Annotated in this window: 13 protein-coding genes; 1 reads left to right on the top strand and 12 read right to left on the bottom strand. The window is 39.5% G+C overall.

What is annotated here, in order from left to right; genetic code table 11:
• Positions 1-7 precede the first annotated feature (7 nt).
• The 6 genes from QNH48_RS08185 to yknW all read right to left on the bottom strand — a co-directional run bounded on the left by QNH48_RS08185 (position 8) and on the right by yknW (position 6,776).
• Positions 8-1,690, bottom strand: a complete 1,683-nt coding sequence (locus tag QNH48_RS08185; protein WP_283954504.1) for an ABC1 kinase family protein — start codon at positions 1,688-1,690, stop codon at positions 8-10.
• 149 nt (positions 1,691-1,839) lie between these two features.
• On the bottom strand, positions 1,840-3,006 hold the full coding sequence (gene trpB / locus QNH48_RS08180) for a tryptophan synthase subunit beta (protein WP_283954503.1): 1,167 nt from the start codon (positions 3,004-3,006) through the stop codon (positions 1,840-1,842).
• A gap of 89 nt (positions 3,007-3,095) precedes the next feature.
• Entirely contained in the window at positions 3,096-4,289 is a 1,194-nt protein-coding gene (locus QNH48_RS08175; RefSeq protein ID WP_283954502.1) for an ABC transporter permease, read from the bottom strand.
• Positions 4,286-4,981, bottom strand: a complete 696-nt coding sequence (locus QNH48_RS08170) for an ABC transporter ATP-binding protein (RefSeq protein WP_283954501.1) — start codon at positions 4,979-4,981, stop codon at positions 4,286-4,288. Before QNH48_RS08170 ends, QNH48_RS08175 begins: the two co-directional genes overlap by 4 nt.
• Positions 4,978-6,105 (bottom strand): efflux RND transporter periplasmic adaptor subunit, encoded by a 1,128-nt coding sequence (locus QNH48_RS08165; protein ID WP_283954500.1) that lies wholly within the window; start codon positions 6,103-6,105, stop codon positions 4,978-4,980. Before QNH48_RS08165 ends, QNH48_RS08170 begins: the two co-directional genes overlap by 4 nt.
• Positions 6,105-6,776, bottom strand: coding sequence for a YknW family membrane protein (yknW, locus tag QNH48_RS08160; protein ID WP_283954499.1), 672 nt, complete (start codon positions 6,774-6,776; stop codon positions 6,105-6,107). Before yknW ends, QNH48_RS08165 begins: the two co-directional genes overlap by 1 nt.
• Positions 6,777-6,953: 177 nt before the next feature.
• Between yknW and QNH48_RS08155 the strand changes: the two genes are divergently transcribed.
• A complete protein-coding gene (locus QNH48_RS08155; protein ID WP_283954498.1) occupies positions 6,954-7,499 on the top strand; it encodes an NADPH-dependent FMN reductase in 546 nt (181 codons plus the stop codon).
• A gap of 51 nt (positions 7,500-7,550) precedes the next feature.
• On the opposite strand, the gene QNH48_RS08150 is transcribed toward QNH48_RS08155, so the two are convergent.
• The 6 genes from QNH48_RS08150 to QNH48_RS08125 all read right to left on the bottom strand — a co-directional run bounded on the left by QNH48_RS08150 (position 7,551) and on the right by QNH48_RS08125 (position 14,397).
• On the bottom strand, positions 7,551-8,183 hold the full coding sequence (locus QNH48_RS08150; protein WP_283954497.1) for a PspA/IM30 family protein: 633 nt from the start codon (positions 8,181-8,183) through the stop codon (positions 7,551-7,553).
• A gap of 19 nt (positions 8,184-8,202) precedes the next feature.
• On the bottom strand, positions 8,203-8,550 hold the full coding sequence (locus tag QNH48_RS08145) for a lmo0954 family membrane protein (protein ID WP_283954496.1): 348 nt from the start codon (positions 8,548-8,550) through the stop codon (positions 8,203-8,205).
• Positions 8,551-9,028: 478 nt separating this feature from the next.
• A complete protein-coding gene (gene ltrA / locus QNH48_RS08140; protein ID WP_283955690.1) occupies positions 9,029-10,288 on the bottom strand; it encodes a group II intron reverse transcriptase/maturase in 1,260 nt (419 codons plus the stop codon).
• Between the two features lie 626 nt (positions 10,289-10,914).
• Complete coding sequence (locus tag QNH48_RS08135) at positions 10,915-12,201, bottom strand: Glu/Leu/Phe/Val family dehydrogenase (protein WP_283954495.1); 1,287 nt, start codon at positions 12,199-12,201, stop codon at positions 10,915-10,917.
• A 121-nt stretch (positions 12,202-12,322) separates the two neighbouring features.
• Positions 12,323-13,825 (bottom strand): amino acid permease, encoded by a 1,503-nt coding sequence (locus QNH48_RS08130; RefSeq protein WP_283954494.1) that lies wholly within the window; start codon positions 13,823-13,825, stop codon positions 12,323-12,325.
• Positions 13,826-14,118: 293 nt separating this feature from the next.
• Positions 14,119-14,397, bottom strand: a complete 279-nt coding sequence (locus QNH48_RS08125; RefSeq protein ID WP_283954493.1) for a YokU family protein — start codon at positions 14,395-14,397, stop codon at positions 14,119-14,121.

The raw sequence follows: 14,397 nt of genomic DNA, 5'->3' as shown, positions 1-14,397 counted from the left end.
TTCTTTGTTAAAACCTTCCTGATTTAAAGATAGAATATATAAGCAGCAGGAACAATGTTGTAGCAATACCAAAACCTATTTCTATTACTGGCAGTTTGTCTAACAGAATGGATGTTTGTCCTGATAACGAGGCACCAATAATTACTCCTACCAAAATAATACTAAAGGACAGCAATACAAGACTAAACGAAAGCCTGTTACTTATACGATTAAGTTTATGAAGGACTGGCTCTATTTCAGGAGTGGATATTTCAATCTTCATTTTGCCTTTTTTCATAACGGAGGTAAAATCTTTTATCGTTTTTGGGAATTCATGAAGGATATCCCCATATTCTGTGAAATTTGACCATGCAAATTCTGCCATGTTTTTTGGCTTAAAGCGATCCATTAGTAATTGCTTCCCAAATGGTTCGGCCACTGCTAAAATACTTATTTCGTGGTTTAGCTTTTCAACGGTCCCCTCTAATGTCAGCAGCGTTTTTCCTAATATCGTTAAATCTGTGGGAATCATAATTTTATGACGGTAAGCAACAGAAAGGAGTTCATTTACAGCATTTCCAATACTCATCTGACTAAAAGGAACATCAAGGTACTTTTCGCGAAGCTTATCTACATCTGAATGTAACTGTTTTACATTTACTTCATCTGGTACAAGCCCCATGTTCGTGATTGCCTTCACTACTTCTGAAGTGTTTTTCCGCATTAGTGCAATGACAAAAGAGGCAATGTGAGCTCTCATTTCAGGAGTTATTCGCCCCACCATCCCGAAATCCATAAATGCAATCACTTGGCCTGGCAGGGCAACGATATTACCTGGATGAGGATCTCCATGGAAAAATCCATCGATTAGGATCTGATGAAAAATAGCATTTACTATTTTCTCACCTAATACTTTTGTGTCGTATCCCTCTTGTTGAAGCTTTTCAATCTCATTTAATTTAACCCCATCAATGTACTCCATCGTCAAAATCTTCTTCGTACTGTATTCCCAATATACCTTGGGAATATGGACCTTGGAATCATTAATAAATTGTTTTACGATTTTTTCTGCGTTTCTGCCTTCATTTTCATAATCCAATTCTTCACGAAGCGACCTTGATAATTCTTCTATAATCGTCCGAATTTGATACCTTTCAACCCAATCAATCCTGCTTTCCGCTAATCTGGCGAGATCCTGCAGGATTTCTAAATCTGTATCAATTACTCTCATAATATTGGGACGTTGAATTTTAACAGCAACACGCTCTCCTGTATGCAAAACTGCATGGTGGACTTGCCCAATAGATGCTGCAGCTAACGGTGTCTCACTAAATTCTGCAAATGAATTTTCGAGAGAATCTGCCATTTCCTCTTCTACGATTCTTATCACTTCATCAAATGAAAAAAGAGAAACATTGTCCTGAAGCTTTACCAGTTCTTGAAGGATATCGGCTGGGATAATATCCGGTCTAGTGCTGGCAATTTGGCCAATTTTCACAAAAGTTGGACCAAGTTCCTCGAGAAACATCCGAATTCGTTCACCTGTTGTTCTGCTATTCCGTGATTGGTTTCCTTCAACAAATACTCTCTTTGGAACTGATAACAAATCAAGAAGCCCTAACTCTTTCATAACAAACCCAAAACCATACTTTGTAAAAGCATAAACGATGTCTCGATAACGTTGAATATGGCGTATTTTTTTCTTAATCATCTTCTCCACTCCTGTTGGGAGTATTTTAAAATATATATTTCCTCGTGACAAGATTCTCACTTTTACAAAGGATTTACAAGCGCATTCTTCTATTGTTCAATTAAAAAACAAAAAGACGCATCATGATTGATACGTCCTAGTCACAATTATTATTTTTTTAACATATTAAAAACCTGCTCGACATCTTTGTCACCACGACCTGATAGGTTGACAACCAATACATCATCTTTCGGTAATTCCTTTGCTAGTTTTACAGCATAAGCAACGGCGTGGGAGCTCTCTAACGCAGGAATAATCCCCTCCGTTTTACTTAGCAGCAGAAATGCGTCTAATGCTTCCTGTCCTGTAACCGTAACATATTCAGCTCTCCCGGTTGTTTTCAATTGACTATGCTCTGGACCAACTCCTGGATAATCCAATCCGGCTGCAATCGAATAGGTGGGCTGGGGATTACCATTTTCATCTAATAACGTCAAACATTTAAAACCATGAATAATTGCTGGGGTTCCTTTTGTTAAGGTTGGTGCTTCTTCCGGCTCCACTCCAATTAAACGTACGTATTTTTCATCAATATAATGGGCAAATGCACCAATAGCATTGCTGCCGCCGCCAGTGCAGGCAATAACCGCAGTTGGCAGCCTTCCTTCTTTTTCAATGATTTGGCGCTTTGATTCTTCACTTATAATAGCTTGAAAGTGTTTAACCATGGATGGGTATGGATGAGGACCTACAGCTGATCCTAATAAATAAAAGGTATTTTGATAGTTTTGAACTAAGTCTGCTAAAGCTTCATCGACTGCATCCTTTAAACGACCCTGCCCCTTCTCCACCGGGATAACCTTTGCTCCTAACAGTTCCATTCTAAAGACATTAAGCGCCTGACGCTCCGTGTCAAGCTTTCCCATATAAATAATACATTCCATTCCAAACATGGCACACGCAGTAGCTGTTGCAACACCATGCTGGCCAGCTCCTGTTTCAGCTATAATTCGTTTTGCACCCATTCTTTTTGCCAATAAGATTTGTCCGATTGCATTATTTATTTTGTGAGCACCAGTATGGTTTAAATCTTCTCGTTTAAGATAGATTTTTGCTCCGCCCATTTGTCTCGTTAAATTTTCTGCATAGGTCAGCGGGTTTTCACGCCCCACATATTCCTTGAGGTAATAGTTGAATTCCTCGATGAAATCCGGATCATCTTTATACTTTAAAAATTGTGCTTCCATCTCGTTCAGTACAAGCTGAAGCTCCTCAGGAACAAAACTACCACCAAACTCACCAAAATAGCCTCTACTATCTACACTAACTTTTTCCATACTCAGCTCGTCTCCCTACTACTATTATTTTTCTCATATCTTGAGATGAAATTATTATAGTCTATGTTTACTGAATATTCAAATAAATTTTATTCATACCTAAGTGATTCAATAGGGTCTAATTTTGAAGCCTTATTTGCTGGAAGGAGTCCGAACACAACCCCAATCACCATTGAAAAGATCACACCGCCTAACACTACCTGCCACGAAATCAAGGATGGCCATCCCGCAAAGAAACTGACAATACTAGCACTTCCCCAGCCAAGAAAAATTCCGAGAATTCCCCCGATTAGTGTCAGCGTCATCGATTCAATAAGAAATTGAGTTAAAACCTGGCCTCTAGTAGCACCAAGCGCCATTCGAATTCCAATTTCTCTCGTACGCTCCGTTACAGAAACGAGCATAATATTCATAACACCAATACCGCCAACGAACAACGAAATACCAGCAATGCTTCCAATAATTAAGGTCATGATTCTTGTAATCTGCCCAATCCCTGCTGCGATTTCTTCCATGTTAAGGACTTGGTAGGAATCTTCTGTATTATGCATATTGTTTAATAGTCTTGCAGCCTTTTTACCTGCAATTTGTAACTCGTCAGTCGAGTCAGCTTGCAGAGTAACCTGGGTATAATCACTGCTGCCATAAATTGTCCGCCATGTTTGGAAGGGAAGATAAACCTCCATTGAACTAAACGATAAAAGACCTGTCGGTTTTTCTAAAACACCAATGATTTCAATCGGCTGATTTGCCACCTTGATAACTTTTCCAACAGGATTATCACCTTTAAATAATTCCTCTTGAATCACATGACTGACTAACCCTACTCGACGGCCGCCTATAAAATCTGAAGTGGAAAAACTTCTCCCTTTTCCAACATTCATTTCATTCAATTTTAAATAGGCTTGATTAATACCTGTGGAAGACACATCAGCGGTTTCCTGCTGAAATCTAACAGATGACATTTGAGTGCTAGTAGCGACAATGCTTTTAATCTCTTGTATTTGGTCAAGAGCCCGAATATCCTCCTGTTTAAACGGAGCCTGCAGGAAAATGTTTGGATTCGATCGGATTTCTTCATCAGAAGGCTGATAAAACAGTTCTACGGTGTTTCCTGGACCGGTAATTTGTGTTTTAAGCATCGCTTCTCCGCCCTGACCAATTACCACTACAATGATTACTGCTCCGACACCAATTATTATTCCGAGCATGGTTAAAATACTGCGCATTTTATGAGCCTTTAGCGAGCTTAATGCCATTAACAGGTTTTCCATAAAACTCATTCAGACACCCCCTTAATGGAAGCAGGAGGCAGCTGAATCATACCATCTCGAACGTATATCGTTCGATTCGAATACGCTGCCACTTCAGGTTCATGGGTAACAACGATTACCGTAACGCCTTCTTCTTCATTTAATTCCCTGAATTGCTCCATAATATCGATGCTTGTCTTTGAATCAAGTGCACCCGTTGGCTCATCAGCTAGAATGATTTTTGGTTTATTAACAATTGCTCTCGCGATTGCGACGCGCTGCTTTTGTCCGCCGGATAAGGCATTTGGGAGGTGATCCATACGGTCAGATAATCCCACTTTACTTAATGCTTCTACTGCTCTTGTCTGACGTTCAGATTTGGATACACCGGCATAAATCATCGGAAGCTCTACATTTTTCAATGCTGATAAACGTGGTAATAAATGAAATTGCTGAAATACAAATCCAATCGATTGATTCCTAACCCTTGCAAGTTCATTATCACTATAATAAGAAACATTTTCTTCACTTAGAGTGTATTTCCCAGTAGTTGGTTTATCCAAACAGCCTATCATATTCATTAAAGTTGATTTTCCTGAACCTGAGGGACCCATGATAGCGACGAACTCACCTTGTTCTATTTTCAAATTAATATTATTTAATACATTAACGCTTTCTTTGCCAAGTAAATAAGTTTTTGTAATGGATTCAAGCTCGATCATTTTAGGGTCACTTCCATACCGTCCTTAATTGAATCTGGCCCATTAATAATAATTTCGTCTTCTTTTGATAATCCTTCTAAAATTTCAATTTTCGCTCCCGATGTGATGCCTGTTTTAACATTTTTCTTACTTGCCTTGCCGTCCTTAACCGTAAAAACATACGGCTGTTCCCCATCATCATGCAGTGCATCTATGGAAAGTACATTTGCTTGTTTTTTGTCTGTTTCAATTTCCATTATGATTTGGAATCCTGGTTTTAATGCTTTACTATCTCCTGTAATCTTCATCGTTACTGGATACTGTACAGCCTGACTCCCACTTTGGAGAGCGGTTTGATTTTGTTCAGGAAGAAGAGAAATCTTGATTATTTCTCCCTGCCACTCTTGATCAGGGACAGCATCGGAACGGAAAATCACTTTCTGTCCGCTGTTTACTTTCAATGTGTCATATTCAGATAACAGACCCGTTGCTATCATTGCATCAAGTTTACCAATATGTACGATAGGCTCAGCCATGCTGTTTTCAAGAGAGAATGAATCTGGTTTATTAACGGATAGTACGACACCATCTATTGTACTGTTAATTTCCAATTCACTTAGACGTTTATCAATCATTTCCTTTTGAAGATTTGTTTGCTTTAATTCTAAATTTGCCAGCTTCTTATCCATCTCTATTTGCTGATATTCAGGGTCAAGCTGTTTTTTTGCTTCCTCTTTCCCCACCTGATCTGCAAGAGTTTTTTCTTTATCCTTTAAAAGCTTCAATTGTTTATCAAGTTGATTTATTTTTAGATTAGCTGATTCGATAGACAGCTTATTTTGCTCCATTTCCAAATCTAACTGAGGATTTTGAAGCCTTGCTACTACCGTGCCTTTCTTTACTTCCTGCCCTTCTACTACTAGCAGCTCTTTAAGTTCTCCTTTTTCAGGAGATGCATAAATGATTTGTTCCTCTTCAAGTTTTACTGTACCTGGAATCATTAAAAGGGAGGAAATTTCCTCCTCCTTCATTTCAGTAGTTTCAACGGAAGGTCCTTTTGCAAAAACCTCCCGGTAAACACTGACAGAAATCATGATGATGACCAGACTGATTACACTAATCATAATCCATGTTTTCTTTTTCATTATTGCATCGGCGCTCCTTGCAGCAGACTGCCGATTAAGGTAAAGCCAATTCCGATTAAGAAGAATACAATCGCAATTGTCCATGCAAGTCCTTTAGATAATTGTGCTGTTTTATGAAGTCCCATAGCTGTTACAATCATAGTCCAGATTGCAAAAACCTCAAATGAACCTAAAAATTCAACTTTTTCTTGATTTAGCAACCCTGCTAAACTAGTAACATATATTTCTGGGTTACCGCCAATTGCATATCTAATACCTGTATTTAGAATGATTCCCGCAGCACCGATTACCGCGATATACGTATTCATTGAAAATAATTGTTTAAATGTTACTGGTGAACTAGCAATCTTGGTAATAATTAAGTGGATTGCGCTGCCAATAAGAACACCGATAATGGGTGTAAGGATACCTGTTATGGCAACGGTGACTTTTGTAACACCTAGTACCAGGTCAACTTGATCCTCCGGAATCCCCTGCTCAATAAAGATTGAGGCATCCATCGATAGCGCCATTAAAGTCATACCGATTGCGTAAAGGATACTTACAATTAGCAGCGGCACCCAGATTTTTGGAGACTGCTTAATTCTCTCAAATTGTTCACCCGGATTCGTAAACATTCCTAATAATGAAGGCTTTTGTTCTTTTGTAATGATCTCTGTTGGATTTTCCATTCATAACACCCCTGTCTCAAATTATGTAAAATCTTCCTATTAATTATACGATAAATTAGGAGTAAGGTTTCATTTTTTCTAATGCTTTGGCACCATTACGTTTTCCCTGAGCCTCTGAATATGATTTACAATCATTTTAGTGATAATATTTATACTGACATGAAAGGAGAGATATGAGTGAAAATCGTAGCACTTGTGGGTAGTAATAGGAAGGAATCTGTTAACAAAAAATTAGCTGAATACATGCAAAATCGCTATCAAACGACTGCAGAGATTGAAATTTTGCCTATTGAAAAGCTGCCGATGTATAATCAAGATGATGAGCTGACACCACCAGAAATCGTAATGGAGATTAAGAAAAAAGTGGCAGATAGTGACGGTGTTCTTTTTGTTACACCTGAGTATAACCACTCTATTCCTGCCTTTTTAAAAAATGCAATTGATTGGTTTTCCCGTGTTGATAAAGTAATGGTGAACAAACCTGTCATGATTGTCGGCAGTTCCCCTGGGGCATTAGGAACCGCCCGTGCACAAATGCATTTACGACAGATTTTAAATTCTCCTGGAATTTCTGCGTTAACACTGCCGGGAAATGAAGTATTTATTGGAGCTGTTCATGAAAAGCTCGACGAATCTGGAAAACTTGTTCATGAGCCAACTGTTCAGTTTATTGATACGGTGATGGACAATTACATAAAGTGGATAAATAAACAAAGTCAATAATTGCAAAAACGCATGGATCCATTAATCCATGCGTTTTGCTTTGAGCTATTTCTAATTAGAATGGTTTATTTCCTTTTCTAATTGTTCTATACGTGTGTCAATCGTTGTTTGATTATATGAACGATTGACTTGATTTTCGAGTCGGTCAATGTAATTTTCAATTTCTTCGAAACGTGAGTATGATTTATCTGAGTATGTGTTCGTTTCTAAAACTTGATTGATTTGATGGTTCGCTCTTGTTACGTTTTCACGTCCCATCAGCTCCATCCGACGAAGCTGCATATCCTTTAGTTTGTTCTTCATATCTCCGTGCTTTCTTTCTAATTCAGCAAGCTGACCTTTTACTTGCTCGAGCGATGCTCTTAATCTCTCTGCGCGATTAGAATATAGTTGGTGCTCCTCAGAGGCAAATTGATAAAGCTCAGTTTCACCAGCCTTTGAAGCAATTTCAGCTTGATATTTCCTTTTTTCAGCTAACTGCTCCGCATGGTACAGCTCTTTTGTAAACTCCTCCTTCAGTGCGGATTGACGCTCCAAGAATTTTGCAACTTTTTCGGTTTCCTGTTCGCATTGGCGAAGGTATTGATTAAGTAATACAATTGGATTTTGTTTTTCTTTTTGATCAAGTGCCTCACTTAAGTCTGCAGTTATCGTATTTTTAATTCTTGTGAAAAGGTTTGTCATTTTATTTTCTCTCCTTCGATTAATAGTTTTTTATTTCATTCCATTGCTTTTCAAAATTTACAAATGGATCAGATTCTTCATTGATTACAGTGTGTTTGCTGGAATTCCAGTTTTTATAAACAAGGTAAAGAATGTAGGCAGCCACAAGACCGATAATGGCAGGTGCATTAGAGATAGAAGCCATTAGAAAAATAACCCCGATAATCCCAAGTGCAATTTTTCCTCCGGTTGATTCTGCTTTTATAAACTGTTTATAGATGAAATATAAAATCGCCAAACTTATTAATAACCCCACCATCGGACCAAGTGTAGAAAGTAAGATGATGGCTGCAATACCACCTGCTAAAACTAAACCAAATTTTTTCATTTTGTTTTCCTCCTTTGTTTTCTTGATATCATCTTACCTTTTTTCTTTATTTCATATAATTGAGCCTGAGCTTGATTTTCAAATAGGGCTAGAGACGTAGAAAGGGTCAGTCGCTGTGGAGACTGACCCTAAAAATAAAAAAAATCCTAACATCTACATGATGTTAGGATTTTTGATGACCTGTGATGGGTTCGAACACCCGACCTCAACCCTGTCAATATTGAAAAGCGAATCAGATTATAACAGCTTTAGTTTGAAAACATTGATATAATAGGCTTTTATTTTTCCTTATTATGATTTATACAGATGGAATTGGTGGCAGTATGTTTCGTTTTGACACCAGTCTGCCACCAACTTCCACTAGGTGTTTCCACAGGCCATTAAAACACTTTTCTATTTGAAAAATCGAGTAGGAGGGGGTGACTAACCCCCGACCTCTCACACCACCGTACGTACCGTTCGGTATACGGCGGTTCTATTAAGATTGACGTAAAGTTTCATAACGGTTATATAGACTTTTCAACCCTCGTTGACTCCAATATGAGTTATCGAGGGTTTTGTGTAATATTGGGCTACAGGCGATTCTCCAGTATTTCTTTCTGGAGTTGCCCCATTCGTGCGCCTTGTAACCAGGGACGCCTAAACCAATCAGTTTTCTAACTCTAGTTTTAGATTTCTTCCACTGTTTCCATTCGCACATTCTTAGCCTTCTTCTTATCCATTCATCAAATTCTTTGAATTTGCTTGGAGTGTCCGCTAAAGCGAAGTACCCGCACCATCCTGTAAGATAGCGGTTTAACATTTCAATTCTTACCTCAAGTGGGATAGGTTTTGACCGAGAGGTAATTTCTCGAATCTTCGTCTTAAAGCGTTTAATGCTTTGTTTCGCTATTCGCACCTTCGGTTCTTTATTAAATGTGAAACTGAAACCAAGAAATTTCCGTTTCCACGGACGGTCGATTGCCGACTTATCCCTGTTTACCTTCAATTTTAGTTTCTGCTCAATAATCGTCGTAATGGATTCCATCACACGTTCCCCTGCTTTTAATGACTTAACATAAATGTTGCAGTCATCCGCATAACGGACAAACTTATGCCCTCTGGCTTCCAATTCTTTATCTAATTTATCAAGAATTATGTTTGAAAGTAGTGGACTGAGAGGTCCCCCTTGCGGAGTACCTTCCTCCGTTGATTGTACGACCCCATTAAGCATTACACCTGATTGAAGGTATTTCCTGATTAGTTTGAGAAGAATGCGGTCTTCAATTCTCTTAGCGAGTATTCCCATCAGTATGTCATGATTAACCTTATCAAAGAATTTCTCTAAGTCCATATCAATTACCCAGCGGTAACCTTCTTTGATATAACCCTTTGCCTTTCTTACCGCATTATGGGCGCTCCTGTTAGGTCGGAAACCATAGCTGTTTTCAGAAAATGTTGGATCAAAGATTGAGGTTAATACTTGGGCGATTGCCTGTTGGATGAAACGGTCTGTCACAGTCGGTATGCCTAAAAGCCTTATCCCTCCGCCTGGTTTCGGGATTTCGACACGGCGAACAGGAGAAGGTTGATAGTTACCTGTTCTCAAAGTTTCCCGAAGGGAATCCCAGTTTTCATAGAGATGTCGTCGTAGGAATTTTACGGACATTCCATCTATGCCGTGACTTCCTTTGTTCTGCTCTACCCTTTTTAGGGCAGTTAAGAGATTTTCCCGTGATAGAATTAGTTCCATTAACATGATGTTATCCTTTCTACGTGAATGAAGGTTCTGTTTATGCCGACTTTTGCTCCACCCTCCTAGAGTCCCCAACGGATTCACCGCTTCCTCCTTTAGGTAGGTCCTTTCGGATTGTCTGTGTTCAATGCAATCACCGAATGTGCAGACTTCATTCTTTCTTAATAGTTCAGTCCTTCCCATTCTTTCTCGAGTAAGAATGGTACTATGACTTCTGCTGACTTCTGATTGTTCAGCTATCCATTGCTAGATAGTTTACCAAGTGTACTTGGCTTATCAATCAGATCTCCCCGGGTAAGAGTACAGTCTTTCCCTCCATCTATCTGCTTCATTTACTCTGTACCACCTTCGGCAGTAAGGACTTTGTTTTGTGTTGCAAACTCATCCAATGATACCTAGCCTTATATGAAGTTCGTGTTCCTCAGACCGGAGGTTTGCCGCTCGCTTCCTTCAGATTCCGCGTCACCGCGGACACCCTTGCGTTAGGCTAACCATTACTACTGCCTTCATGGTTCGGGACTTTCACCCTAGAGACTGCACCCATGCCGGGCGCACAACAAAAAGATCTTGCATAGATATGCAAGATCTTTTTTGTTTCTAAGGGAAATCTAGCTATCAGCTTATAGAATTTATACCCAGCCTCTAAACCTTGATGCTTCAGACATTTTACGAACACCTACCATATATGCGGCTAAACGCATATTAATATTCCGTCGCTCGGATGTTTCATAAACATTATTAAACGATTGGACGAGCACCTTACGAAGCTTTTCATTAACTTCTTCTTCACTCCAATAGTAGCCTTGGTTGTTTTGAACCCATTCAAAATAGGAAACAGTTACTCCTCCTGAACTAGCTAAAACATCCGGCACTAACAGAATTCCTCTATCAGAAAGTATTTTAGTCCCTTCTAGGGTTGTTGGGCCGTTAGCTGCCTCGACAACAATCGAAGCTTTGATATTATGTGCATTAGCTGTGGTAATCTGGTTGGAAATTGCAGCTGGAACTAGAATATCACAGTCAAGCTCGAGTAACTCTTCATTTGTAATCGTGTTATCAAACAATGTTGTTACCGTTCCAAAGCTATCTCTACGATCTAATAAGTAATTAATATCCAAACCATCTGGATCATAAAGCGCACCATAAGCATCAGATATCCCAATGACCTTTGCATCTGCATCATGCATAAATTTTGCTAAAAAGCTCCCTGCATTACCAAACCCTTGAACGACCACCCGAGCTCCTTTGATCGTAATTCTACGTTTTTTTGCAGCTTCCTCAATGCATATGACAACTCCTTGTGCGGTAGCCTTTTCACGGCCATGCGAGCCGCCAAGTACAAGTGGTTTCCCTGTAATGAATCCAGGCGAATCGTATTCACGAAGCCTGCTGTATTCATCCATCATCCACGCCATAATTTGTGAGTTTGTATATACATCTGGAGCAGGTATGTCCTTTGTAGGTCCTACAATTTGGCTGATTGCCCGAACATAAGCTCTGCTAAGCCGCTCTAGTTCTCCCATTGACATCGTTCTTGGGTCGCAAATAATACCGCCTTTTCCGCCTCCATATGGTAGGTCGACGATGCCGCATTTTAAACTCATCCACATCGACAATGCCTTAACTTCGTCCTCGTCTACTTCTGGATGAAAACGAACTCCGCCTTTTGTCGGTCCAACAGCATCATTATGCTGCGCACGATATCCAGTGAATATTTTAGTCGACCCGTCATCCATTCTAACAGGCATACGAACAGTGAGCATTCTCAATGGTTCTTTTAATAGTTGGTACATATCATCTGTATAACCTAATTTATCTAAGGCTTCTTTTATCACAATCTGTGTTGATGTTAAAAGGTTCAAAGACTCATCTGACTTTTGTTCTGTATTGCGCTCTGTTACCCCTACTTCTCCCATATGGCACCCCTACTGTGTTAGTTGGAAATCTAAAACAACACTTTTTGAATTCGTTCAATCGGCCAAATTAAATTCCTCTTGGCTAATCATGAGTGGCGGAGCAAAACGAATCACGGTATCTCTATTTAGATGACATCTCATCAAAAGAACATTCCTTTAGTGGAACGACCTTCGTTTTATGAACGAGTTTATACCCGAGCCATAATCCCAAAAAGATTGGTAAACCAATATAGGACACGGCTACGCCATACCAATCAATCTCACTAGTTAAAAAAGCTTGATAATTTTGACCAAAAATGACAATAACACACATCGCAAAAGCGAGAATCGGACCAAGCGGGAACCATTTCGCTTTAAATTTCAAATCATTTAAGTCCCTGCCCTGGGCCATATATGCTTTTCTAAAACGATAGTGGCTGACTGCAATTCCAAGCCATGCAATAAATCCAGTTAAGCCTGACGCATTTAATAACCATGTATACACTTGATCTCCAAAAATGGACGTTAAAAAGGCCAAGCCTCCGATAATCGTCGTCATGACAAGGGCATTCATCGGAATCCCGCGATCATTTACATTTTGTAAAAATTTAGGTGCCTGACCGTCCTTTGCCATGGACCAAAGCATGCGTGTCGATGCATATAAACCGGAAGTACCTGCCGATAAGACCGATGTCAAAATGACAGCATTCATCACAGATGCCGCAAATGCAATGCCCACTTTCTCAAATACAAGGGTAAAAGGGCTGACAGCGATGTTGTCGACATCCCTACCCAACAGGTCAGGACTTGTATAAGGAATAATTAGGCCAATGACAGCAATGGCAACGATGTAAAATAGTAGAATACGCCAAAATACTTGTCGAATCGCCTTTGGTACGTTTTTCTCTGGCGCTTCACTTTCTCCTGCAGCAATCCCCACGAGCTCCGTTCCTTGAAATGAAAAACCTGCGATTAAAAAAATACTTAAAACGGACAAAAGGCCGCCATTAACAGGAGCATGTCCTACTGTAAAGTTTTTAAACCCGATAAACTGTCCGCCCAGAATCCCGAAAATGGTGAGCAAACCGACTCCAATGAAAACGATGATTGTTACTACTTTTATTAAGGAGAACCAATACTCGGATTCTCCGTAACTTTTAACCGACAGTGCATTCAATAAAAAGATTAGACCTAAAAACAGAGTACTCCACACGATGCTCGGTACATCCGGAAACCAGAACTTCATAATAATAGCTGATGCAACTATTTCAACCGCAAGTGTAACAGCCCAGTTGAACCAATAGTTCCAACCGAGCGCAAAACCAAATGCCGGATCGACAAAACGGCTGCCATATGTTGAAAAGGATCCCGAAACCGGCATTAAGGTAGCCATTTCTCCGAGACTTGTCATCAAAAAGTAGACCATGATGCCGATAACTCCATAAGCTATTAGCGCTCCACCAGGTCCAGCTGTTTGAATGGATGACCCTGTCGCTAAAAATAACCCTGTTCCGATTGACCCTCCAATAGCAATCATCGTCATGTGACGTGCCTTTAGATTGCGTTTAATATGCCCTTTACTTTCTTCACTATTCTGAACCTTCTGATTACTTTGGTCGTTTTTATAGCTTTTGAGTGCTTCCATTCTTGTCCTCCTTCATTTTTGTACGATAAGCATCTATCTAACTTTTTAGAAAACAGATGTTCATTATCCATCTGCTTTTTCGATGTAGGTACTTAGCTGACAAGAAAACGCATACAAATAATCAAAATAAATAAACCTCAATCAGTTGAATTATGTTATCCCTACTGATTGGTTGTATCCTTTCTATTTCTTATGGGCAATTTATCCCTTCATGAGGATGATGGGGATAAATTGTCCATAAGAATAAAATTCATCTCTCGCTTGATATCGAAAAACGAGAGACGGTTTTCTAATTATTTCGAAAAATCAAAGTAGTTTCGCTTCAATAAGCGTGGAGCAGCCATAAGTGTATCATACTTCATACTTTTATCGAGCTTTGAGCAATCGATTAAAAATAGATGATCCTCAATTTCTTTCACCGTATTATCTGTTTGATAGGTCATACCGCATTCCAAGCAATGAATGGATGGTGTGTCCTTAATTTCGATCGCATTTGTTCCATCTGGAAGTTCCCAATACACTGTGTTGCTTGTTTCACGTGCTGTGTCAGATTCGCACCATTGACAAATCAA

The organism is Neobacillus sp. YX16 (assembly GCF_030123505.1).
GTDB lineage: Bacteria > Bacillota > Bacilli > Bacillales > Cytobacillaceae > Neobacillus.
Note: the sequence above shows the minus strand (reverse complement) of the source record. Positions and strands in the feature narration are given on the sequence as shown.

Bases quoted from the DNA above. Each gene is read 5' to 3' on its own strand.
- QNH48_RS08185 (WP_283954504.1), bottom strand. From the start codon at position 1,690: ATGATTAAGAAAAAAATACGCCATATTCAACGTTATCGAGACATCGTT.
- trpB (WP_283954503.1), bottom strand. From the start codon at position 3,006: ATGGAAAAAGTTAGTGTAGATAGTAGAGGCTATTTTGGTGAGTTTGGT.
- QNH48_RS08175 (WP_283954502.1), bottom strand. From the start codon at position 4,289: ATGAGTTTTATGGAAAACCTGTTAATGGCATTAAGCTCGCTAAAGGCT.
- QNH48_RS08170 (WP_283954501.1), bottom strand. From the start codon at position 4,981: ATGATCGAGCTTGAATCCATTACAAAAACTTATTTACTTGGCAAAGAA.
- QNH48_RS08165 (WP_283954500.1), bottom strand. From the start codon at position 6,105: ATGAAAAAGAAAACATGGATTATGATTAGTGTAATCAGTCTGGTCATC.
- yknW (WP_283954499.1), bottom strand. From the start codon at position 6,776: ATGGAAAATCCAACAGAGATCATTACAAAAGAACAAAAGCCTTCATTA.
- QNH48_RS08150 (WP_283954497.1), bottom strand. From the start codon at position 8,183: ATGACAAACCTTTTCACAAGAATTAAAAATACGATAACTGCAGACTTA.
- QNH48_RS08145 (WP_283954496.1), bottom strand. From the start codon at position 8,550: ATGAAAAAATTTGGTTTAGTTTTAGCAGGTGGTATTGCAGCCATCATC.
- ltrA (WP_283955690.1), bottom strand. From the start codon at position 10,288: ATGTTAATGGAACTAATTCTATCACGGGAAAATCTCTTAACTGCCCTA.
- QNH48_RS08135 (WP_283954495.1), bottom strand. From the start codon at position 12,201: ATGGGAGAAGTAGGGGTAACAGAGCGCAATACAGAACAAAAGTCAGAT.
- QNH48_RS08130 (WP_283954494.1), bottom strand. From the start codon at position 13,825: ATGGAAGCACTCAAAAGCTATAAAAACGACCAAAGTAATCAGAAGGTT.